Source organism: Achromobacter sp. SX5 (assembly GCF_056711425.1).
This window is the reverse complement of sequence record NZ_CM160041.1, coordinates 2,191,475-2,212,772: the sequence shown is the minus strand read 5'-3', so window position 1 is coordinate 2,212,772 and position 21,298 is coordinate 2,191,475. Positions and strand designations below refer to the sequence as shown.

Below are 21,298 nucleotides of genomic sequence, written 5' to 3'. Positions count from 1 at the left end.
GCCCCTTCCCTACCGCTCCGCCATCTCCGCCCACTGCGCCAGCGGCAGCGGCGGTTGTTCGTGCAGGATGCGCGCCAGCACCAGTTTCAATTCGGCCCAGCCGCCGCGCGCGGTGGGCCAGCTCGACGGAGTGACCGGCGTCCAGCCACCGTCGGCGGCGCGCTGCGCCATCTTGAAGCGGAAGGTGTAGTGGCCCGCCACGCCCATGCGCAGGTCGGTGACGACCAGGGCGTCGCCGATGGCGTCGTAGCGCAGCCAGTCGTCGGTGAACCAGCGCAGCCGCTGGTGCAACGGCACGCCGGCCAGGGCCTGGCCGAGGTCCAGGTTCAGCGGCTGGCGCAGCCATTCCGGCGGGTCGCGGTCGAACAGGCTGCTGACGGATTCGTAATAGTGGCCGTCGGCGGTCTTGGCGATGACGCGCCATACCAGGGTGTTGAATGGCATGTTGACCGCGCGCAGTTCGGTGACGGCGATGCCCCGGGCCTGCATCGCTTCGCGCACTCGGTGCTCGGCGGCCATGCGGCCGGCCAGGCCGAAGCCCAGGTAGGCGGTGCTGAACACCAGGGCGGCGGCCAGCAGGCGGCGCGCGCCGCGGGTCATGCCGCAGGCGATCGCCACCAGCACGCCGGCGGCCAGCGGCACGGTGTAGACGGGGTCGATGATGAAGACGGCGGACCAGCTTTCCGGTATGCGCGCCAGCGGCCAGAAGAGCTGGGTGCCGTAGACGGTGAACGCGTCCAGCACGGGGTGCGTGACCAGCACCAGCCACAAGGTGAGGAACAGCCGCCGCCCGCTGTAGGGCGCCTGCGGCCAGTATTTGCGGATCAGCCAGGCGAGCAAGGCGGCCAGGCCGGTCAGGACGAAGACCGAATGCGAGAAGCCGCGATGGTAGGTCATGAGCGAGACCGGGTCGGGGTAGCTCATCAGCACGTCCAGGTCCGGCACGGTGGCCAGGGCCGCGCCGTAGATCAGCGCCCGGCGTCCCTGGAAGCGTCCCATCAGCGCGCCCTGTATTCCGGCGCCCAGCACCGCTTGCGTAACCGAATCCATAATTCCCTGACTGTAGACTTCAACCGTACGGACTAGGGCCTGCGCGTCCGCTCTTGCAGGCGTTAAGATACCCGATTGCATTCAGCTTATTTTCAAGTTTGCCTTTGTGAGCCTATACGTGGACCAATACATCGACCAGATCGCCGCGTTCATCGAGACCAACCAGGCATGGGCGGGTCCGATCACTTTCCTGCTGACGCTGGGCGAGTCCCTGGTGCTGGTGGGCCTCTTCATCCCGGCCACCGCGCTGATGCTGCTGACCGGCGGGCTGATCGGCGCGGGTACGCTGAGCCCGTGGATCGTGCTGGCCTGGGGCATCGCCGGGGCCATCGTGGGCGATGCGCTGTCTTACTGGCTGGGCCGCTGGGCCGGGCCGAACGTGCTGCGCCGCTGGCCGCTGAAGCAGCAGCGCTCCGGCGTCGCGCGCGCCCGCCTGTTTTTCTACCGCTACGGTTTCGCTTCGGTGCTGGTCGGCCGCTTCCTGGGCCCGATCCGTTCCACCATTCCCACGGTGGCCGGGGTGATGGGCATGGCCCACGGCCGCTTCCAGCTGGCCAATGTCATTTCCGCCGCCCTGTGGCTGCCGCTGATGCTGGCGCCGGGCTACATCACGGCGCGCAGCCTGGGCACAGCGGACAACGCGCAGCAGATCGCCATGATGATAGGCGCCGGCCTGTCGGTGCTGCTGGGCGGCGGCCTGCTGGTGGCCATGCTGCGCAAACGCCGCGTGCCGGCTCGCCAGCGCCGCGGCAACTGAACCGGAGAGCTCCATGGCCATCGATGGCGAGCCGAAAGACGGCGATTTCGTGCGCTATATCGAAAACCTGACGCGCGCTGGCGGCGCCGCGCGCGGCAGGGTCGAGGCCGAGCGCGTCGACGCCGGCCTGTTGTCCGACCCCTTCCCCACGCCCGCGCGCAAGCCCGCGGCGGCCGCCCCCGCCGGCCAGGAAGACCCCGCCGCGGACTCGCTGGCGCGGCGCGCGCGCCAGCGCAAGATCGGCATCATCCTGACCATAGGCGGCGTGCTGGCCGGCTGGGCGGCGGCGCGCATCGTGTTCCAGGTGCTGCGCAGCCCGCAGGTCGACCTGGACGAGCTGATGCCCGCGGCCTTCCTGGTTTTCTTCGCGGTGATGCTGTTCAAGGCCGCCGCCGGCGCGCGCAATCCGCGCCGGCCGCCGCTGGCCAAGCTGCCGCCCTTGAAGACCTCCGCGTACCGCAAGGACGGTAGCGCGTGAGGCCGGGACGCGGCGGCAATGGTGCTAACATTTCCGCCGCTGTCCAACAGACCCCACGAACCCGGAGTGAAAGTGAATAACGTAGTCGGATTGAACCAGGCCCAGGCGGCCACGATGCTCAAGTTGCAGGACCACTTGAACAGCATGATCAATCCGGACTGGGTCAACGGCGGCGCCCGTTTCCTGCGGGCCGCCTTCGTCGAATCGGCCGAGGCGCTGGAGCACTACGGCTGGAAATGGTGGAAGAAGCAGACCATCGACCTGCCCCAGGTGCAGATGGAACTGGTGGACATCCTGCACTTCTATCTGTCGCACACCATCGTCGCGGCCGGCGGCAGCGCCGGGCAGGCCGCCGACGCGCTGGTGGCCGATCTGGCCGGACCGGCCTCGGTGTCGCTGGACGGCAAGGCCTACGCGCTGGACACGCTGAACGTGCCCGAGCTGCTCGAACTGATCGGCGGCCTGGCGGTGTGCGGGCGCGCCAGCTTCAAGGTGCTGGAGCAGGCCATGACGGCCTGCGAAATGAGCTGGAACGACGCCTACACGCAGTACGTTTCCAAGAACGTGCTGAACATCTTCCGCCAGCGCCACGGCTACAAGGAAGGCACCTACGTCAAGATCTGGAACGGCGAAGAAGACAACGTCGTGCTGGCGCGGCTGATGTCGGCGCTGGACCCGGCCCAGGCCGATTTCGCCGAACAGCTGCAGGCCCGGCTGGAACAGGCTTACGCCGCTCTCTAGGCGCTGCGGGCCACGGGCCCCGCCACCGAATCGATCGCGACGTCCCACACCGACGGCGAACCCACCTGCTGGCGCAGCGCTTCGGTGAAGGCGCGTATCCTGGCGTTGGCGCGCGGCATGGCCCGCAACAGATAAATGCCGCTGTCCGGCGCCGGCACGGCGTCCCGCAGCGCCAGCTGCACCAGGCGGCCGGCGCCGATGTCCGGGCCGGCCGACCAGTTCGGCATGAGCGCGATGCCCAGACCTTCCAGCGCGGCCTGGCGCCGCGCGTCGCAATCGTCGCATTCGAGCACGAAGCGGGCGTCCTGCGCCCACAGCCCGCCGCCCACCTCGCGCCAGCCGCGCACGCTGGTGCTGTGGCGCCGGTCGATCAGGCGGTGGCGCGCCAGGTCCGCCAGCGTGCGCGGCACGCCGTGCCGCTCCAGATAGGACGGCGCCGCGCAGATCAGGTAGCGGTGGCTGCCGATGCGCTGCCCGATCAGGCTGCTGTCGGGCTGCTGCCCCACCCTGACCACCACATCCATGCGCTCGACCACCGGGTCCACCACCCGCTCGGTCAGCTCCAGTTCCACGCGCAATTGCGGATGGCGCAGGCCCAGGCGCGGCAGCATGGGCACCACGTAGCGCCGCGCGAAAGCAGGCAGGCAGCTCACGCGCAGCTGGCCCTGGACGCTCTGTTCCAGCGAAATGACCTCGGAACGGGCCTCCGTCATGTCGTGCAGGATCTTCACGGCGCGCTCGTAGAGCACTTCGCCGGCCTCGGTCAGGGCCAGGGCGCGGGTGGAGCGCAGGAACAGCGGCACCTGCAGTTCGGACTCCAGCGCCCCGATCTGGCGCGCCACGGACGAGGCCACCATGCCGCGGCGGCGCGCCACCTCGGAGAAGCTCTGCGCGCGCGCGACGTCGACGAAGATCGACAGGTTTTCGGCGAATTTGACGGCTTTCATTTGTGCATATGGCGCAAAAGGCTTTGGCGTGTGGCGCGTGCTTTCCTGCTGGCGCTGGCACTTACGATAGCGTGCATGGCCGCAGTTTGGCAATTTGCACAAAAATAGGAACCGCAATGACCGACACCGCTTACCCGAACGCCGTCTCGCCGTTCGTCTACACCAGCCGCGCGCAGCGCGTGGTCTTCGGCCCGGGCAGCCTGGAAGGTCTGGCGGCCGAGCTCGACGCGCTGGGCCTGCGGCGGGCGCTGGTGCTGTGCACCGCGCCGCAGCGCGCCCAGGCCGAGCGCGTGGCCGCGCTGCTCGGCGCCGACCGCGTCGCCGGCATATTCGACCAGGCGGCGATGCACGTGCCCATCGAGGTCGCGCGCCAGGCGCGCCAGGCGGCGCGCGAGCATGGCGCGGATTGCGCCGTGGCGGTGGGCGGCGGCTCCACCATCGGACTGGGCAAGGCCATCGCGCTGGAGGCCGGCCTGCCCGTGATCGCGGTGCCCACCACTTACGCCGGTTCCGAGATGACGCCGATCTACGGCATCACCGAAGCCGGCCTGAAAAAGACCGGCAAGGACGAGCGCGTGCTGCCGCGCAGCGTGGTCTACGACCCGGAACTGAGCATGTCGCTGCCGGCGGCGATGAGCGCGACCAGCGGCATGAACGCCATCGCCCACGCCGCCGAAGGGCTGTACTCGGCCGACGGCAATCCCATCATGGACCTGATGGCGCAGGAAGGCATCCGGGCGCTGGCCCGGGCGCTGCCCGTCATCTGCGGCGGCGCGGCCGGCCAGGCCCTGCAGGCGGCGCGCGGCGACGCGCTGTACGGCGCCTGGCTTTGCGGGACCGTGCTGGGCAGTGTGGGCATGGCCCTGCACCACAAGCTCTGCCATACGCTGGGCGGCAGCTTCAACCTGCCGCACGCCGAGGTGCATACCGTGGTGCTGCCGCATGCCCTGGCCTACAACGCGCCGGCCGCGCCGCAGGCGATGCAGCGCATCGCCGCCGCGCTGGGCCGCGTCCGACGCCGCGCAGGGCGTGTACGACCTGGCCCGCTCGCTGGACGCGCCCACGGCGCTGCGCGAGATCGGCATGCGCGAGCAGGACCTGGACCAGGCCTGCGACATCGCGCTGCGCACGCCCTATCCCAACCCGCGTCCGCTGGAACGCGCGGCCTTGCGCGCCTTGCTGCAGGACGCCTACGAAGGCCGCCGGCCCGGGGCGGCCGGCCGCTAGCGCGCGCCGAAGCGGGTTTCGCCGAACAGCGCTTTCTGGTCGCGCGGCTGCGAGCGCCAGTACTGGTGCGGCGCGGCGACCTGGCCGCCGAGCTGCGCGGCGGCATGCCAGGGCCAGCGCGGGTCATACAGCATGCCGCGCGCCAGCGCGACCATGTCGGCCTGGCCCTGCGCCAGGATGTCCTCGGCCTGCTGCGCCTCGGTAATCATGCCGACGGCGATGGTGGGCATGCCCACCTGGCGCTTGATCTGCTCGGCGAACGGCACCTGGTAGTTCGGCCCGACCGGAATTTTCTGCTGCGGCGACACGCCCCCGGAGGACACGTCGATGAACTCGCAGCCGCGCGCCTTGAGCTGCTGCGCGAAGGCCAGGGTCTGCTCCAGGTCCCAGCCCCCTTCGACCCAGTCCGTGGCCGAGACGCGCACGCCCAGCGCCACATTGCGCGGCGTGATTTCGCGCACCGCCTGGAACACCTCCAGCGGAAAGCGCATGCGGTTCTCCAGCGAGCCGCCGTAGGCATCGTCGCGACGGTTGGCCAGCGGCGACAGGAACTGGTGCAGCAGGTAGCCGTGCGCCGCATGCAGCTCGATCGCGTCCAGCCCCAGGCGCAGCGCGCGGCGGGCGCTGTCGACGAAGGCCTCGCGCACGCGCGCCAGACCGGCCTGGTCCAGGACCCGGGGCGCCGGCTCGGCCGCGCCGTGCGGCAGGGCCGAAGGCGCCCAGGGCTGCCAGCCGCCCGCCTCGGGCGCGGACCAACTGACCGCCGTTCCAGGGGCGCCTCGCTGGAGGCCTTGCGGCCCGCGTGGCCGAGCTGTATGCCGAGCCTGATCGGCGAATGGCGCCGTACGGCGGCCACCACGCGGCCCAGCGCGGCCTCGGTGTCGTCGGACCACAGGCCGAGATCGCCCGGCGAGATGCGGCCCTCCGGCTCGACCGCCGTGGCTTCGATGAACATCAGCCCGGCGCCGGACAGCGCCAGGTGGCCCAGGTGGATCATGTGCCAGTCGACGGCCCGGCCCTTCTCCTGCGGGCCGCCGCTGGTCCAGCGCTGCACGTCGCGGATCAGGTATTGCAGGAATTGCGCGTAGGCCCGGTCCAACGCCCGCATCCAGGCGCTGTCGTCATGCCTGACGCAGGAGGCGCGCACGGCGCAGTTCAGCGTTTCCGCCAGGAGGCCGACGGTTGCGCCAGACATCCGGAAACAGATCGGCGCCTGGCAGGAATGCCGGTGAGCATCGCGCAGCGCGTCATCACGCGCCTGCGCCGTGGCCTGCGTATCGGCCGCGACCCGCAGCAGCAGGTTCAGTATTTCGCACCAGTCCGCCAGCAACTCGTGCACGGCACACCTCGCGGGGAACGCGTACGGACGCTCGGATTCGGGGCGCGCAGATCGATGACATCCAGAAATGCAGCGTACTTGAGTGCCACGGAAGGCTCTCCTTATCGTGCTGTTTATGGGCAAGCATCCACTGAAGAGCGCGACGATATAGCAAAAATCGGGATATTCGCACTGGCGTATACCCGTAAGGGGGCGTCCCGACTTGCCTTGCCCGGCACCCCACCTTCGATAGCGCGAGGGCACATTAAATGTATGCACAAAAAATCGTTGCACCCTTTATTTTCTGTACATACAATAAATAAATGATCATCACCTTCGACACCGCCAAAGATCTGAGCAATCAGCGCAAGCACGGCGTTTCGCTGGCGGCCGCTGAATGGTTCGAATGGGATGAAGGCCCTGGTGCGCGAGGACATGCGCCGAAAGTACGGCGAGCGCCGCATGATCGCCTTGGGCTATATCGATGTGCGCCTGTATTGCATGGTGTACGTGGACCGCAACGACGAACGGCGCATCATCAGCCTTCGCAAGGCAAACTCGAGAGAGGTGAACCTGTATGCCGAAACTTAAGCCGGGGACGATCGTTCCCAACCGCGAAGAGGACGAGGTCATTAACCGTGGCATCGCCGCCGATCCGGATACCTACGAACTCGGAGCAGCCGACCTGAAAAAAATGACACGAGTCGGACGTCCCAAGGCAGAGATCACGAAAGAGCGGATCTCGATCCGGCTGTCACCCGACGTGCTGGCGTTGGCCAAAGGCAAAGGAAGCGGCTGGCAAACCCGGATAGACCAAAAGCTACGTGCAGCCTACAGCCCCAAGATCGCGTACATCGGCGGTTCGATGGACGGTATCCAACTGTACGTGGCGGGACATCCGAAGACTGCAATGGTCCAATATAAGGGCGCCGACGATTTTCCGGCCGACCCGTTGCGACTGGAGCAGTACGTGCGCAGGACGATCAGCCGCAAGATTGGCGACCACACCGAGCAGCGCGATTTCTTCGTGCTCAAGGGGATGACAGACAGTGAGGCGAAGAAACTCGCCGAAAAGCGCCCCCTGCTTTGGCATGACGACGAAGTGCAGGTGGAGGAGCAGGACGGAGTGGCCATCGTTCATGGCCTCCCCTGATGCTCCCCGGGACGCTACGAAATACGGGCAGCAAGGAATCCGCCAGCTGTCGAAAAAGAAAACCCCCGAGGCATTCGACGCCTCGGGGGTTCTCGGGGGGCTGTAGACACTGTTGGCGCACCGCTGTGCGCACCGCCAGACAGCGTCAGGCAATAAGTGGTGCGAAGGAGGGGACTCGAACCCCTACACCTGTTACGGCGTCAGGACCTAAACCTGGTGCGTCTACCAATTTCGCCACCTTCGCAAAGCCAAGCCCGCTATTGTAGCTTGCTTGTTAAAATCTTGCGTCATGAATCCGCGCCTCGATGCCCTACACCCCTATCCGTTCGAAAAACTGCGGGGCTTTGCTGGCTTCGGCCGCCCAGCAGCCGGACGGCCTGACGCCCATCAATCTATCGATCGGCGAGCCCAAGCACGCCGCGCCGGAGCGCATCGGACAGGCCGATCCGCGACAGCCTCGCGGGCCTGTCGGTCTATCCGTCCACCAAGGGCGACCCGGCGCTGCGCCAGGCGATTTCGCAGTGGCTGGCCAGCCGCTACAGCATTCCGGCGCCGGACCCGGAAACCCAGGTGCTGCCGGCGCTGGGCTCGCGCGAGGCGCTGTTTGCGTTCACGCAGACCGTCATCGACCCGTCGGCCGGCCTCGGTGGTGATCTGCCCCAATCCTTTTTATCAGATTTACGAAGGCGCCGCGCTGCTGGCCGGGGCCACGCCCTACTTCGTGAACGCCGACCCGGTGCGCGATTTCGGCAGCGACTGGAACCGGGTTCCGGCCGAGGTCTGGAAGCGGACGCGCATGGTTTTCGTCTGTACGCCGGGCAACCCGGCCGGCAACGTCATGTCGCTGGACGACTGGAAGACGCTGTTCGAGCTGTCCGACCGCCATGATTTCGTGATCGTCTCGGACGAGTGTTATTCCGAGATCTACCTGGACGAAGCCAATCCGCCCCTGGGCGGCCTGCAGGCGGCGCGCCGCCTGGGCCGTGACGACTACCGCAACCTGGTGGCGTTCTCGAGCCTGTCCAAGCGTTCCAACGTGCCGGGCCTGCGCTCGGGCTTCGTGGCGGGCGACGCCGCCCTGATCGGCCGTTTCCTGCTGTACCGGACGTATCATGGCAGCGCGATGAGCCCGCTGGTGTCGGCGGCCAGCATCGCCGCCTGGACCGACGAGGCCCACGTCAAGGACAACCGCCGCATGTACCGCGAAAAGTTCGACGCCGTGGTGCCGATCCTGCAAAACGTGCTGGACGTGACCCGTCCGCAGGCCTCTTTCTACCTGTGGGCGGCCACGCCCGGTTCGGATACGGCGTTCGCGCGCGACCTTTACGGCCGTACCGGTGTTACCGTGCTGCCGGGCAGCTTCCTGGCGCGCGAGGCGCACGGGACGAATCCCGGCCAGGGCCGCATCCGCATCGCCCTGGTGGCGCCCTTGGCCGACTGCGTGCAGGCGGCCGAACGCATTGCCCATTTTGTGCATACTTCTGTTTGATCAACCCTTAAAAGCTGAGCCGCTATGACTCTCGACCTGCAGACCACCATCGAACAAGCCTGGGAAAACCGGGCCAACCTGTCGCCCACCGACGCCAGCGCCGAAGTGCGCGAAGCGGTCGAGCACACCATCGACGGCCTGGATCTGGGCCGCCTGCGCGTGGCCGAGAAGATCGGCGACGACTGGGTCGTGCATCAGTGGATCAAGAAGGCCGTGCTGCTGTCGTTCCGCCTGAGCGACAACGCCATCATGGGCCAGGCGCCGCTGCAGTTCTACGACAAGGTGCCGCTCAAGTTCTCGGAATACGGCGACAACGCCTTCAAGCAGGGCGGCTACCGCGTGGTGCCGCCGGCGGTGGCGCGCCGCGGCGCCTACATCGCCCGCAACGTGGTGCTGATGCCCTCCTACGTGAACATCGGCGCCTACGTCGACGAAGGCACGATGGTCGACACCTGGGCCACGGTCGGTTCGTGCGCCCAGATCGGCAAGAACGTGCACCTGTCGGGCGGTGTGGGCATCGGCGGCGTGCTGGAGCCGCTGCAGGCCAACCCCACCATCATCGAGGACAACTGCTTCATCGGCGCGCGCTCGGAAGTCGTGGAAGGCGTGGTGGTGGAAGAGAACTCGGTGCTGGCCATGGGCGTGTTCCTGTCGCAAAGCACCAAGATCTATGACCGCGCCACCGGCAAGATCACCTACGGCCGCGTGCCTTCGGGCTCGGTGGTGGTGCCCGGCTCGCTGCCGTCGGCCGACGGCACGCACAGCCTGGCCTGCGCCGTCATCGTCAAGCGTGTCGACGCGCAGACCCGCGCCAAGACCAGCATCAACGATCTGCTGAGGGCCTGATGAGCACACCCGCGTCCGCGTCGGCCTGCGCCGTACTGGATCTGGTCAAGGACCTGATCGCCCGCCCGTCGGTGACGCCCGCCGATGAAGACTGCCAGGCCACGCTTGCCGCGCGCCTGGAGCGCATCGGCTTCAAGTGCGAAACCATCGCCCAGGGCGGCGTGACCAATCTGTGGGCCCGGCGCGGCAGCCCCGCGCCGCTGGCGGTGTTCGCCGGCCACACGGACGTGGTGCCCCCGGGGCCGCGCGAGAAGTGGGAGAGCGATCCGTTCGTGCCCACCGAACGCGACGGCTACCTGTACGGCCGCGGCGCGGCCGACATGAAGAGCTCGATCGCCGCCTTCGTGGTGGCGGCCGAGGAATTCGTGGCGGCCAATCCGCAGCATGGCGGCTCCATCGCGCTTTTGATCACGTCCGACGAGGAAGGCCCGTCGATCGACGGCACCGCCATCGTCTGCGACGCGCTCAAGGCGCGCGGCGAGCAGCTGGACTACTGCATCGTGGGCGAGCCGACCTCGGGCGAGGCGCTCGGCGACATCTGCAAGAACGGCCGCCGCGGCTCGCTGTCGGGCAAGCTCACGGTCAAGGGCATCCAGGGCCACGTGGCCTACCCTCACCTGGCGCGCAACCCGGTGCACCAGCTGGCGCCGGCGCTGGCCGAGATCGTCGCGATCGAATGGGACCAGGGCAACGAGTACTTCCCGCCCACCACATTCCAGGTGTCCAACCTGAACTCGGGCACCGGCGCCACCAACGTGGTGCCGGGCGAGGCGGTGGCGCTGTTCAACTTCCGCTTCTCCACCGCCAGCACGCCGGACGGCCTGAAGGCGCGCGTGCATGAGGTGCTGGACCGCCACGGCCTGGAATACGCGCTGGACTGGGAGCTGGGCGGCGAGCCTTTCCTGACCCCGCGCGGCACGCTCAGCGAGGCGCTGTCCTCGGCCATCAAGGACGAGACCGGCGTGACGACCGAGCTGTCGACCACCGGCGGCACGTCCGACGGCCGCTTCATCGCCAAGATCTGCCCGCAGGTGATCGAGTTCGGCCCGTGCAACGCCACCATCCACAAGGTCAACGAACGCGTCGAGATCGCCTCGCTCGCGCCGCTGAAAAATATTTACCGGCGCACGCTGGAAAACCTCCTGCCCGCCAAGGCGTAATCCGTCCCGCGCCGATCGCGCGGGCCCTGCGCCCCTCGGGAGACGCCGTTTCCCGAGGGGCGAATTCATCAAGAATGCCAGCCATGCAACCATCCGCCCGCCTAGAACTGCTGACCCTGCGCGACCTGATCCGTTACGGCGTCTCCCGGCTGAACGCCGCCGGGGTGGCGCTGGGCCACGGCAGCGACAACGCCTGGGACGAGGCGGTATACCTCGTCCTGCACGCCCTGCACCTGCCGCTGGACACGCTGGAACCCTTCCTCGACGCCCGCGTGCTCGACAAAGAGCGCGCCCGCGTCCTGGACCTGATAGACCGCCGCGTGACCGAGCGGCTCCCCGCCGCCTACCTGACCAACGAGGCCTGGCTGCGCGGCCATCGCTTTTACGTGGATCAGCGCGTCATCGTGCCGCGCTCGCCGATAGCCGAACTGCTGGACCAGGGCCTGGCGCCCTGGGTCGCGGACCCGGCCGAGGTCGGGCGCGTGCTGGACATGTGCACCGGCTCGGGTTGCCTGGCCATCCTGGGCGCGCTGGCGTTTCCCCATGCGCAGGTGGACGCGGTGGACGTGTCCTCCGATGCGCTGGAGGTGGCGCGGCGCAACGTCGAGGACTACGGGCTGGAGGACCGGCTGGCGCTGCACCAGAGCAATCTGTTCGAAAGCCTGCCCGCGCAGCGCTACGACGTCATCATCTGCAATCCGCCGTACGTCAACAGCGGCTCGATGGACGTGCTGCCCGAGGAATACCGCCACGAGCCGCAGCTGGCGCTGGCCGGCGGCGCCGATGGCATGGACCTGGTGCGCCGCATCCTCGAGGCCGCCCCGCGCTACCTGAGCGAGAACGGCGTGCTGGTGCTGGAGATCGGCCACGAGCGGCCTTTCTTCGAAGCGGCCTTCCCCGAACTGTCGCCCATGTGGCTGGATACCGAGCAGGCGTCCGACCAGATCCTGCTGTTTACCCGTGAGCAATTGACAACGTGATACGCGCTACTGGATTGACCCTGCGCCGGGGCACGAAAGTGCTGCTTGACGGCGCCGAATTCGTCGTGCACCCGGGCGAGCGCGTCGGCATCGTCGGCAAGAACGGCGCCGGCAAGTCGTCCCTCTTCGCGCTGCTGACCGGCGCGCTGGACGTGGACGCCGGCACGCTGGCCATGCCGGCCGGCTGGCGCATCGCCAGCGTCAAGCAGGAAATCGAGGCCGACGAGCGCCCGGCGCGCGAGTTCGTCATCGACGGCGACGTGCATCTGCGCGAGCTGCAGGCGCGCCGCGCGGCGCTGACGGACGAGCAAGGCACGCAGATCGCCGAGGTCGAGGCGGCGCTGGTGGAAGCCGGCGCCTGGAGCGCGGCCTCGCGCGCCGAGCAGCTGCTGGCCGGCCTGGGCTTCAAGCCCGCCGAATGGATGCAGCCGGTGGCGAGCTTCTCGGGCGGCTGGCGCATGCGCCTGGCGCTGGCGCGCGCGCTGATGGCGCCGTCCGAACTGCTGCTGCTGGACGAGCCCACCAACCACTTGGACCTCGACGCCATGCTGTGGCTGGAGAAGTGGCTGGGCGCCTACCCCGGCACCGTGATGCTGATCTCGCACGACACCGAGTTCCTGGACGCGGTGGCCAAGTCCATCCTGCATTTCGACCACGCCAAGCTGGTGCGCTACCGCGGCGGCTACGGCGACTTCCTGACGCAGCGCGCCGAGCGCCTGCGCCAGAGCAACATCGCCTACGAACGCCAGACGCGCGAAGCCGCGCGGCTGCAAGGCTTCATCGACCGCTTCAAGGCCAAGGCCTCCAAGGCCAAGCAGGCGCAAAGCCGGGTCAAGGCGCTGGCCCGCATGCAGGTGCTGGCGCCCCTGCAGGCCGAGGCCGGCATCGACATCCGCATCCCGTCGCCCGAGCAGGTGCCCGACCCGCTGCTGACGCTGGAGCACCTGTCGGCCGGCTATACCGACGCGGCCGGCAATGCCGTGCCCATCCTGCGCGACGTGACGCTGATGGTGCGCGCCGGCAGCCGGGTGGGCGTGCTGGGCGCCAACGGCGCCGGCAAGAGCACGCTGATCAAGACGCTGGCCGAGGAACTGCCGGTGCAGGCCGGCGAGCGCCGCGCCTCGCGCGGGCTGGCCATCGGCTATTTCCACCAGCACCAGCTCGACATGCTGGACGTGGACAGCACACCCATCGCCCACCTGGCGCGCCTGGCGCCCGAGGCGCGCGAGCAGGAGCTGCGCAACTACCTGGGCGGCTTCGGCTTTTCAGGCGACACGGTGACCAGCAAGGTCGGCCCCATGTCCGGCGGAGAAAAGGCGCGCCTGGCGCTGTCCCTGATCGTCTGGCAGAAGCCCAACCTGCTGCTGCTGGACGAGCCCAGCAACCACCTGGACGTGGAAACCCGCGAGGCCCTGGCCACCGCGCTGGCGGACTTCGGCGGCAGCATGCTGCTGGTGTCTCACGACCGGCACCTGCTGCGCACCACGGTGGACAGCTTCTGGATCGTGGCCGACGGCGCGGTGCGCGAATTCGACGGCGACCTGGAGGACTACCGCGACTGGCTGGCCGCGCGCAACGCCGGCGAACGCGCCGAAGCGGCGCGCGAGAACGCGGCCAACGGCGAGCCCGTCATCGACCGCAAGGCGCAGCGCCGCGCCGAGGCCGAACAGCGCCAGCGCCTGTCGGCGCTGCGCAAGCCGCTGGAAGCGAAACTCGCCAAGGTGGATGCCGAGATGGAAAAACTGCGCGCCAAGCTGCAGGCGCTGGACGCCGTCATCGCCGACCCGGACCTGTATTCGGACGCACGCCGCGCGGAACGCCAGAAGGTCATGGCCGAGCATGGCGAGCACGGCAAGCGCATGGACGAGCTGGAAGAGCAGTGGCTGGAGATCCAGGGCTCGCTCGAGGAGATCGAGCAGTCGGAGCCTTGAAGGGATGGCGGCTGGGGGTGTCCGATGGGTTCCGCGCGTTCGATGATTGGGTTCTTGCTTAAGGACGCTCGCGCTGCACCCATCCTACGGTCGCGTCATCGTAGGATGGGTGCAGCGCGAGAATCCTAGGGCAAGAACTCAGGTATCAAGCGCGCGGAACCCATCGCCCCCCCTCACGAATAAGGGCGTTCGCGCAGCCGGGTATGGTGCGCGACCACCGTATCGATCACTTCGTGCAGTATGTTTTCGGCCAGTTCGGGCGGCACGCCCGCTTCCTCGGCCAGGCGCCGGATGCGCGCGACCTGCTGGGACTCGCGCCGGGTGTCGAGCAGATCCATGCCGTGGGCCTGCTTCAGTTCGCCGATCATGTCCGTGCAGCGAAAGCGCACGCCCAGCAGCAGGATGATCTGCTGGTCGATCTCGTCGATCTCGGCGCGCAGCGACGCCAGCTCGTCTTCGGGGGATTCGTGCTCGGCCATGTTTTTCAACCCTGAACGATATCGAGTTTCGCGATGCCCAGCGCCAGGGTCTTGGCGCCCACGTCGCGGAACTGGATTTGGGCCTGGGCGTCCTGTCCTGCGCCGCTCAGGCCGATGATCGTGCCCTCGCCGAACCGCGCGTGGCGCACGCCCTGACCTACACGATACTGCTTGTCGCCCACGGTGACGCCGCTGGCCACGCTGCGCGGTTGACGCGGCGCAATGGTGTTGGTGGGCTTGCGTCCGAACGCGTCGCCGCGGTTGCCGCCGCCCCAGCTCGCGCTGGTGGCGCCGACCTGCGCCAGGCCGGCCTTGGGGGTCAGCCATTTCAGGTGCTGCTCCGGAATTTCGTCCAGGAAGCGCGAGCGCATCGCGTAGCGCGTCTGGCCGTGCAGCATGCGGCTTTGCGCCAGGCTGATGTACAGGCGCTGGCGCGCGCGCGTGATGGCCACGTACATGAGGCGGCGCTCTTCTTCCAGCCCGGACGGCTCGAGGATGCTGTTCTCGTGCGGGAACAGGCCCTCTTCCAGGCCGGTGATGAAGACCGCGTCGAACTCCAGGCCCTTGGCCGCGTGCACGGTCATGAGCTGCACCGCGTCCTGGCCCTGCTGGGCCTGGTTGTCGCCGGCCTCCAGCGCCGCGTGCGACAGGAACGCCGCCAGCGGCGTCAGGCCGTCGCCGCCGATGGCCGGCGCGTCCACCACGCCCGGCATGAGCGTCGAGGAAGCGTCCTGCTCGGGCACGACGCCGGCCGGCAGGCCGTCGTAGTTTTCCTCGGACGCGAACACGGCGGCCGCCGTGATCAGTTCGTTCAGGTTTTCCAGACGCTCGGCGCCTTCGCGCTCGGCCTTGTAATGGGCGTTCAGCCCGCTGGCCTCGAGCATGTGCTCGACCATCTCCGGCAGCGGCAGGTCGCGCGTTTCCTCGATCAGACGGTGGATCAGCTGGGCGAACTGCGCCAGGTTGGAGCCACCCTTGCCGCCCACCAGGGCCACCGCCGAATACAGGCTGGTGTCATGGGCGCGCGCGGCGTCGGCCAGCTGCTCCAGCGTGCGCGCGCCGATGCCGCGGGTCGGGAAGTTCACCACCCGCATCCACGAGGTGTCGTCGTGCGGGTTGGCCATCAGGCGCAGGTAGGCCAGCGCGTGCTTGATTTCCTGGCGCTCGAAAAAGCGCAGGCCGCCGTACACCTTGTAGGGAATGCCGGCCGAGAAGATGGCGTGTTCCAGCACCCGCGACTGCGCGTTGCTGCGGTAGAGCACGGCGATCTCGCGGCGCAGGCTGCCGTCGCGGATCAGCGCGCGGATCTCGTCGACGATCCATTGCGCCTCCATGCCGTCGGACGGCTGCTCGATGACGCGCACCGGCTCGCCCTCGCCCTGCTCGGTCCAGAGATTCTTGCCCAGCCGGCCGGTGTTGTGGCCGATCAGCGCGTTGGCCGAATCCAGGATGTGGCCGTAGGAGCGGTAGTTCTGCTCCAGGCGGATCACGGTGCCGCGCGCGTAGTCGCGCTCGAAGTCGGCCATGTTGCCGACGTTGGCGCCGCGGAATGCGTAGATGGACTGGTCGTCGTCGCCCACCGCGAAAATGGCGGCGCCGCCGCCGGCCAGCAGGCGCAGCCACTTGTACTGCAGCGTGTTGGTGTCCTGGAACTCGTCGACCAGGATGTGGCGGAAACGGCGCTGGTAGTGCTCGCGCACGGGCGCGTTGCGCGACAGCAGTTCGTAGGCGCGCAGCAGCAGTTCGGCGAAGTCGACCACGCCCTCGCGCTGGCACTGGGCCTCGTAGAGCTGGTAGATCTCGATCAGGCGGCGGCGGTGGGCGTCGTAGGCTTCGACGTCGGCCGGACGCAGGCCCTCTTCCTTGGCGCCGTTGATGAAGCGCTGCACGTCGCGCGGCGGATACTTTTCATCGTCGACGCCGTTGGCCTTCATGAGGCGCTTGATCGCCGCGAGCTGATCGGTGACGTCCAGGATCTGGAAGCTCTGCGGCAGGCCGGCATCGCGGTGATGGGCGCGCAGCATGCGGTTGCACAGGCCGTGGAAGGTGCCTATCCACAGGCCGCGCATATCGATGGGCAGGATGGCCGACATGCGCGCCAGCATCTCGCGGGCGGCCTTGTTGGTGAACGTGACCGCCAGCAGCCCAAAAGGCGAGGCCTGGCCGGTTTGAATCAGCCAGGCCATGCGGGTGGTGAGCACCCGGGTCTTGCCGCTGCCCGCCCCGGCCAGGACCAGGGCGTGCTGCGGTTCTAACGTTACTGCGGCGCGTTGTTCAGGATTGAGCTTCTCTAGCATCATGCCGCGTAGCGGCGCAGACGTTGAGCGAATTGCTCGAGCCCGGCGATGCCGCTTTGCTGGGCGCGCTGGCACCAGGCCTGCAGATCATTGAGGAGCTGTTCGCTGCTGGCGCTGGAGCTTTCCCAGATGCGGCCGAGTTCGCGGCGCATCTGCACCAGCGTGGCCAGCGACTTGTTGCGGGCGATGGCCTGGTCCACGGCGGCAACCTGTTCGGGCTGGAGGATGTCCTCGTTGCGGTGGATGGCGCGGCGCACGCGGTGCAACTGGGTCCAGTCGCATTCGGCGCTGCCCTTCTTGCGCGAATCCTTCAGCTTGGCGAGTTCTTCGCGGGCGGCGCTCTTGATCACGTCCGCGTAGCGGGCCATGACTTCGTAGCGGTGCGTGATCACGCCCTGCAGGGTGCGCAGGTCGATGCCGGTGCGGCTGTCGTCCAGCTTGAGCTTGGGCGCGACCTTCTTGATCTTGGCCAGGCCGAAGAACTTCAGGATGTTGATGTAGCACCAGCCGATGTCGAACTCGTACCACTTGGCCGAGAACTTGGCCGACGTGCCATGGGCGTGGTGGTTGTTGTGCAGCTCTTCGCCGCCGATCACGATGCCCCACGGGAACACGTTGGTGCTGGTGTCCGGGCTGTTGTAGTTGCGGTAGCCCCAGTAGTGGCCGATGCCGTTGACCACGCCGGCGGCCCAGAACGGAATCCAGGCCATCTGCACGGCCCACACCGTCACGCCGATGGCGCCGAACAGGGCGATATCGATGGCGAGCATGGTCAGCACGCCCCACAGGCTGTGCTTGCTGTAGATGTTGCGCTCGAGCCAGTCGTCGGGCGTGCCGTGGCCGAACTTGGCCATGGTTTCCTTGTTGGACGATTCCTCGCGGTACAGCTCGGCGCCGCGGAACAGCACTTTCCAGATGCCGAACAGGATGGGCGAATGGGGATCGCCTTCCTTTTCGCACTTGGCGTGGTGCTTGCGGTGAATGGCAACCCATTCCTTGGTGACCATGCCGGTCGTCATCCAGAGCCAGAAACGGAAGAAGTGCATGACGGCTGGATGGAGGTCCAGGCCGCGGTGCGCTTGGCTGCGATGGAGGAATACCGTGACCGAAACGATCGTGATGTGCGTCATCACCAGGGTGAACACGACGATCTGCCACCAGGTGGCTTGCGTCAGACCGCCGGCAATGAAGGAGAGGATGTAATCCATAAAGCTGTTATGAGCCTCGCTTGAGAAGTGCGTGAAGTTTAGCTTACCTTTGCCGTCTTATGACAAGGGAGTTTCAAAATAGTTTTTGAGAGAAATCAAGGACTAAGCCAGGGTTTTGACACGTAAACATCCCTACTCGCGACCATAAAAGACAAGCGCGAGGCCAGGCCCTGCGACCCTGCATCTACCCTGTAACAAGGGTAGCGCAATCGCCGGGACAAGTGGTTTGGGCCAGATTTTGGCATTAAAGTTCCTGTCAGCCGCGCGGCCGCGCGCCCTGCCGTCCGCCACGCCCCGACTGTCTCTTTTGCCCCACTGATGTTGCCGAACAAACCCCGCTTCATAATACGCCCCCCTTTTATTTGCGCCCTGGCCCTGGTGGGCGCCGGCCTGTCCGCGCCCGCCGCGTCGCAGACGCTGAAGCCGGGCGACGTGGTGGTGCTGGCCTCTTATTACGAGATCCGCGGCTCGGACTGCCTGGCCCTGCGCGCGCCGCGGCTGTCCATCACCCTGGCGCCCCGCCTGGGCAAGGCCAGCGTCATGCAGACGCGCGGCCAGTCGGGCGCCTCCGGGCGCTGCGCCTACAAGACGGTGCCCGTCTCGCAACTCGTGTACCAGGCCGACCGGCCGGGCCAGGATTCCCTGGCCTGGGAGGTGAAGTACCAGGACAAGACGCTCGGCACCCGCCGCTACAGCGCCACGGTGGGCGTCACGCCGGGTTCCTGATCCGACGCCTGCGCCGCCTCGGCCGATTCCTCGGATTCGGCTACGGCCCCCTTTTTCTTGCGCTCGAACACCGCGGCGAAGAAGCCGTCGGTGCCGTGCACGTCGGGGCGCAGCTGGACATAAGGACCGTCGAGCTGAAGGTTCTCGCAGCGGGCCGCCAGGATGGCGGCGGCGTCCAGGCGTTCGAAATCGGGGTGGCTGGCCAGGAAACGCTCGGCCTGCACCTCGTTTTCCTCGGCCAGCAGGCTGCAGGTGGCGTAGACCAGGCGGCCGCCGGGCGCCACGCAGCGCGCGGCGCTCTTGAGGATGCGCTCCTGCAACTGGCCCAGCTCGGCCAGCGCCTCGGGGTGCTGGCGCCATTTCAGGTCGGGATTGCGGCGCAGCGTGCCGATGCCGCTGCACGGGGCGTCGACCAGCACGCGCTGGGCCTTACCGGCCAGGCGCTTGACGCGGGCGTCGTTCTCGTTATCGATGACGACCGGCACCACGTTGGACAGGCCGCTGCGCGCGAAGCGCGGCTTGGCGCGCGCCAGGCGCGCCGCCGACACGTCGAAAGCGTACAGGCGGCCGGTGGAGCGCATCAGCGCGCCCAGCAGCAGCGTCTTGCCGCCCGCGCCGGCGCAGAAATCGATGATCATCTCGCCGCGGCGCGGCCCGACCAGCAGCGCCAGCAGCTGGCTGCCCTCGTCCTGCACCTCGATACTGCCGTTTTCGAATTGCGGCCAGCGGTTGATGGCCGGCCGGCCTTCCATGCGGATGCCCCAGGGCGAATACGGCATGGCGACGGGCTGGTAGCGGCCGGCGCCCTGCTGCAGCTCGGCCAGCATGGCGTCGCGTTCGGCCTTCAGCGGATTGACGCGCAGGTCCAGGCTGGCCTGGCGGTTGAGCGCCTCGATCAGCGTTTCGGGACTGTCCATCGCGCCCAGGCGCTCGTCGAGCCAGTCCGGGATGCTGCCGCGCACCGCGCGCGGCAGCGTCGCCAGGTCGATCTGCGACACGCGCCGCAGCCACTCGGCCTCGGCGGCGTCCAGGCCTTCGGCCAGCTCGCCGGCGCCCAGCGTGGCCGCCAGGCCCAGGATGGCCAGGCGGCGCGAGGCCGGGCCCACGCCGCTTTCGCCGAACTGGCGGTAGCGGCGCAGATGGCGCAGTACGTCGTAGACGGCCTCGGCGACCTCGGAGCGGTCGCGCGCGCCCAGGTTGGGATGGCTGCGCAGCCAGTGCGACAGCGCCGCGTCGGCCGGGTGGGTCCATTGCAGGATTTCGCCCAGGGCGCGCTGCACCTGCTCGATCCGGATGGCGGCGTACGGCTGGCGCGGACGGTTGTACTGGGGCTTCTGCGGCGCGCGGGCCTCGCCGCGCGGGGCGTCGTGGGGACGCTGGCCGGGACGGCCTTCGCGGCGCTCGGCGCTGTAGGAGGCGCGCTCGCCGCCGCGCGGCGCGTCGTAGGACGGACGCTGGCCGGGGCGGCCTTCGCGGCGCTCGGCGCCGTAGGAGGCGCGCTCGCCCTGCCGCTCGTCGCGGCGTTCTTCGCGCCTGCCGTCGGGACGGCCTTCGCGCCGCTCGTCGCGGCGACCGTCGCGGCCGCGCTCCAGCGCCTGCCGGGCCTCGCCCTTGGGGCGCGAAAAGAAGCTCCGGCCGTCGCGGCCTTCGGCGGCGCGCGGGGCGCCGGCCGGACGGGAACGCGGGGGTTGGGATTTAGTCATGGCGTATTCCAGTGGGGCGGAGGTTTGCCGCCCGGTAAATGCGTTGCAGCGCGCGTTGCGCGGACGGTCAGGCGGCCGGCGACCAGGTGAACAGGCGCTCGGGATCGCCCGCCACGTTCACGCGGTGGTCGCTCGTCAGGGTAACCCGGCCTTCGGCCAGCCAGCGCACCGCCGCCGGGAAAGCCTGGTGCTCGACCGTCAGCACGCGCTCGGCCAGCGCTTGCGGCGTATCGCCGGCCAGCACCGGAACGCAGCCCTGGGCGATGATGGGGCCGTGGTCCAGCACCGGGGTCACGAAATGCACCGTGCAGCCGTGCACCCGCACGCCGGTGGCCAGCGCCTGGGCGTGGGTGTGCAGGCCCGGGAAGGCCGGCAGCAGCGAAGGATGGATGTTGACCAGCCGGCCCGCATAATGGTTGACGAAGCCCGGCGTCAGCACGCGCATGAAGCCGGCCAGGATGACGTAATCGGGCTCGTAGCGGTCGATCTCGGCGGCCAGCGCGGCGTCGAAGGCCTCGCGGCTGGCGTAGTCCTTGTGGAACAGGGCCGCGGTGGGAATGCCCTGGTGGGCGGCCCATTCCAGGCCGGCGGCGTCCGGCCGGCTGGCGATCACGGCGGCCACTTCGGCCGGCCAGCCCTGGTCGCGGCACGCTTCGGCCAGCGCCCGCATGTTGCTGCCCCGCCCCGAGATCAGGATGACCAGGCGGCGCTTGGTGGTAGATATTTCCGGCAAGATAAGGAATTCCAAGGGAAATCGGGTTTGTGCGCGCGAGTCCCGCGCGATTTGGGCGGGATGGGAACAAACCCG

General features: G+C 68.3%; 17 protein-coding genes, 1 tRNA gene and 3 pseudogenes. 12 read left to right on the top strand and 9 right to left on the bottom strand.

From position 1 onward, the window contains the following. Window positions 1–9 precede the first annotated feature (9 nt). Complete coding sequence (locus tag AC1M14_RS10480) at window positions 10–1,050, bottom strand: metal-dependent hydrolase (RefSeq protein WP_479731530.1); 1,041 nt, start codon at window positions 1,048–1,050, stop codon at window positions 10–12. Between the two features lie 118 nt (window positions 1,051–1,168). On the opposite strand from AC1M14_RS10480, the gene AC1M14_RS10475 reads away from it, so the two are divergent. The 3 genes from AC1M14_RS10475 to AC1M14_RS10465 all read left to right on the top strand — a co-directional run bounded on the left by AC1M14_RS10475 (window position 1,169) and on the right by AC1M14_RS10465 (window position 3,026). After that, window positions 1,169–1,807 (top strand): DedA family protein, encoded by a 639-nt coding sequence (locus AC1M14_RS10475; protein WP_102772140.1) that lies wholly within the window; start codon window positions 1,169–1,171, stop codon window positions 1,805–1,807. Between the two features lie 13 nt (window positions 1,808–1,820). Next, window positions 1,821–2,285, top strand: a complete 465-nt coding sequence (locus AC1M14_RS10470) for a hypothetical protein (RefSeq protein ID WP_209165328.1) — start codon at window positions 1,821–1,823, stop codon at window positions 2,283–2,285. Between the two features lie 90 nt (window positions 2,286–2,375). Beyond that, complete coding sequence (locus tag AC1M14_RS10465; RefSeq protein WP_102772142.1) at window positions 2,376–3,026, top strand: dUTPase; 651 nt, start codon at window positions 2,376–2,378, stop codon at window positions 3,024–3,026. Here the strand turns inward: AC1M14_RS10465 and AC1M14_RS10460 are convergent. Beyond that, entirely contained in the window at window positions 3,023–3,973 is a 951-nt protein-coding gene (locus AC1M14_RS10460; protein WP_102772143.1) for a LysR family transcriptional regulator, read from the bottom strand. The genes AC1M14_RS10465 and AC1M14_RS10460 overlap by 4 nt on opposite strands. Before the next feature lie 116 nt (window positions 3,974–4,089). Here AC1M14_RS10460 and AC1M14_RS10455 point away from each other — a divergent pair. Beyond that, window positions 4,090–5,200, top strand: a pseudogene (locus AC1M14_RS10455) (maleylacetate reductase). On the opposite strand, the pseudogene AC1M14_RS10450 reads toward AC1M14_RS10455, so the two are convergent. Beyond that, window positions 5,197–6,224, bottom strand: a pseudogene (locus tag AC1M14_RS10450) (NADH:flavin oxidoreductase/NADH oxidase); the annotation flags it as partial. The pseudogenes AC1M14_RS10455 and AC1M14_RS10450 sit on opposite strands and share 4 nt — an antisense overlap. Before the next feature lie 705 nt (window positions 6,225–6,929). On the opposite strand from AC1M14_RS10450, the gene AC1M14_RS10445 reads away from it, so the two are divergent. Continuing rightward, window positions 6,930–7,109 carry a BrnT family toxin gene (locus tag AC1M14_RS10445; RefSeq protein WP_479731540.1) on the top strand — a complete coding sequence of 60 codons (180 nt, stop codon included), beginning with the start codon at window positions 6,930–6,932 and terminating at the stop codon, window positions 7,107–7,109. After that, window positions 7,096–7,671, top strand: coding sequence for a BrnA antitoxin family protein (locus AC1M14_RS10440; protein ID WP_111824807.1), 576 nt, complete (start codon window positions 7,096–7,098; stop codon window positions 7,669–7,671). The genes AC1M14_RS10445 and AC1M14_RS10440 overlap by 14 nt, the downstream gene beginning before the upstream one ends. Window positions 7,672–7,828: 157 nt before the next feature. On the opposite strand, the gene AC1M14_RS10435 is transcribed toward AC1M14_RS10440, so the two are convergent. Next, a tRNA-Leu gene (locus AC1M14_RS10435) sits at window positions 7,829–7,915 on the bottom strand. 45 nt (window positions 7,916–7,960) lie between these two features. Here AC1M14_RS10435 and dapC point away from each other — a divergent pair. The 5 genes and pseudogenes from dapC (at window position 7,961) to AC1M14_RS10410 (ending at window position 14,077) form a co-directional block, all read left to right on the top strand. After that, a pseudogene (gene dapC / locus AC1M14_RS10430) lies at window positions 7,961–9,160 on the top strand (succinyldiaminopimelate transaminase). A gap of 24 nt (window positions 9,161–9,184) precedes the next feature. Next, the gene (dapD, locus tag AC1M14_RS10425; protein ID WP_102772119.1) at window positions 9,185–10,006 is read left to right on the top strand and encodes a 2,3,4,5-tetrahydropyridine-2,6-dicarboxylate N-succinyltransferase; all 822 of its coding nucleotides are present in this window, start codon (window positions 9,185–9,187) and stop codon (window positions 10,004–10,006) included. Next, the gene (gene dapE, locus AC1M14_RS10420; protein ID WP_479731539.1) at window positions 10,006–11,166 is read left to right on the top strand and encodes a succinyl-diaminopimelate desuccinylase; all 1,161 of its coding nucleotides are present in this window, start codon (window positions 10,006–10,008) and stop codon (window positions 11,164–11,166) included. The genes dapD and dapE overlap by 1 nt, the downstream gene beginning before the upstream one ends. 83 nt (window positions 11,167–11,249) lie before the next feature. Further along, window positions 11,250–12,146 (top strand): 50S ribosomal protein L3 N(5)-glutamine methyltransferase, encoded by an 897-nt coding sequence (gene prmB, locus AC1M14_RS10415; protein WP_209165335.1) that lies wholly within the window; start codon window positions 11,250–11,252, stop codon window positions 12,144–12,146. After that, window positions 12,143–14,077, top strand: a complete 1,935-nt coding sequence (locus AC1M14_RS10410; RefSeq protein WP_102772122.1) for an ABC-F family ATP-binding cassette domain-containing protein — start codon at window positions 12,143–12,145, stop codon at window positions 14,075–14,077. The genes prmB and AC1M14_RS10410 overlap by 4 nt, the downstream gene beginning before the upstream one ends. Before the next feature lie 173 nt (window positions 14,078–14,250). Here AC1M14_RS10410 and AC1M14_RS10405 read toward each other — a convergent pair whose 3' ends face one another. From AC1M14_RS10405 to AC1M14_RS10395, 3 genes are read right to left on the bottom strand one after another with little or no spacing between them, the layout of a single operon-like run. Continuing rightward, complete coding sequence (locus AC1M14_RS10405) at window positions 14,251–14,556, bottom strand: chorismate mutase (RefSeq protein WP_102772123.1); 306 nt, start codon at window positions 14,554–14,556, stop codon at window positions 14,251–14,253. A gap of 5 nt (window positions 14,557–14,561) precedes the next feature. Continuing rightward, window positions 14,562–16,856, bottom strand: coding sequence for a UvrD-helicase domain-containing protein (locus AC1M14_RS10400; RefSeq protein WP_111824803.1), 2,295 nt, complete (start codon window positions 16,854–16,856; stop codon window positions 14,562–14,564). Then, window positions 16,853–18,061, bottom strand: coding sequence for a DesA family fatty acid desaturase (locus AC1M14_RS10395; RefSeq protein WP_111824802.1), 1,209 nt, complete (start codon window positions 18,059–18,061; stop codon window positions 16,853–16,855). Before AC1M14_RS10395 ends, AC1M14_RS10400 begins: the two co-directional genes overlap by 4 nt. A 318-nt stretch (window positions 18,062–18,379) precedes the next feature. Between AC1M14_RS10395 and AC1M14_RS10390 the strand changes: the two genes are divergently transcribed. After that, window positions 18,380–18,787 carry a hypothetical protein gene (locus AC1M14_RS10390; protein ID WP_479731538.1) on the top strand — a complete coding sequence of 136 codons (408 nt, stop codon included), beginning with the start codon at window positions 18,380–18,382 and terminating at the stop codon, window positions 18,785–18,787. Here the strand turns inward: AC1M14_RS10390 and AC1M14_RS10385 are convergent. Together AC1M14_RS10385 and purN are read right to left on the bottom strand one after the other, a co-directional pair. After that, a complete protein-coding gene (locus AC1M14_RS10385; RefSeq protein ID WP_168202144.1) occupies window positions 18,751–20,067 on the bottom strand; it encodes an RsmB/NOP family class I SAM-dependent RNA methyltransferase in 1,317 nt (438 codons plus the stop codon). The genes AC1M14_RS10390 and AC1M14_RS10385 overlap by 37 nt on opposite strands. A 490-nt stretch (window positions 20,068–20,557) precedes the next feature. Continuing rightward, a complete protein-coding gene (gene purN, locus AC1M14_RS10380) occupies window positions 20,558–21,214 on the bottom strand; it encodes a phosphoribosylglycinamide formyltransferase (RefSeq protein WP_479731795.1) in 657 nt (218 codons plus the stop codon). Between the last annotated feature and the right edge of the window lie 84 nt (window positions 21,215–21,298).

Excerpts from the sequence above, each read along its gene's own strand:
- dapD (WP_102772119.1), top strand. The coding sequence starts at position 9,185 with ATGACTCTCGACCTGCAGACCACCATCGAACAAGCCTGGGAAAACCGG.
- AC1M14_RS10395 (WP_111824802.1), bottom strand. The coding sequence starts at position 18,061 with ATGGATTACATCCTCTCCTTCATTGCCGGCGGTCTGACGCAAGCCACC.
- AC1M14_RS10400 (WP_111824803.1), bottom strand. The coding sequence starts at position 16,856 with ATGATGCTAGAGAAGCTCAATCCTGAACAACGCGCCGCAGTAACGTTA.
- AC1M14_RS10460 (WP_102772143.1), bottom strand. The coding sequence starts at position 3,973 with ATGAAAGCCGTCAAATTCGCCGAAAACCTGTCGATCTTCGTCGACGTC.
- AC1M14_RS10445 (WP_479731540.1), top strand. The coding sequence starts at position 6,930 with ATGAAGGCCCTGGTGCGCGAGGACATGCGCCGAAAGTACGGCGAGCGC.
- prmB (WP_209165335.1), top strand. The coding sequence starts at position 11,250 with ATGCAACCATCCGCCCGCCTAGAACTGCTGACCCTGCGCGACCTGATC.
- AC1M14_RS10470 (WP_209165328.1), top strand. The coding sequence starts at position 1,821 with ATGGCCATCGATGGCGAGCCGAAAGACGGCGATTTCGTGCGCTATATC.
- AC1M14_RS10405 (WP_102772123.1), bottom strand. The coding sequence starts at position 14,556 with ATGGCCGAGCACGAATCCCCCGAAGACGAGCTGGCGTCGCTGCGCGCC.
- AC1M14_RS10390 (WP_479731538.1), top strand. The coding sequence starts at position 18,380 with ATGTTGCCGAACAAACCCCGCTTCATAATACGCCCCCCTTTTATTTGC.
- AC1M14_RS10480 (WP_479731530.1), bottom strand. The coding sequence starts at position 1,050 with ATGGATTCGGTTACGCAAGCGGTGCTGGGCGCCGGAATACAGGGCGCG.
- dapE (WP_479731539.1), top strand. The coding sequence starts at position 10,006 with ATGAGCACACCCGCGTCCGCGTCGGCCTGCGCCGTACTGGATCTGGTC.
- AC1M14_RS10440 (WP_111824807.1), top strand. The coding sequence starts at position 7,096 with ATGCCGAAACTTAAGCCGGGGACGATCGTTCCCAACCGCGAAGAGGAC.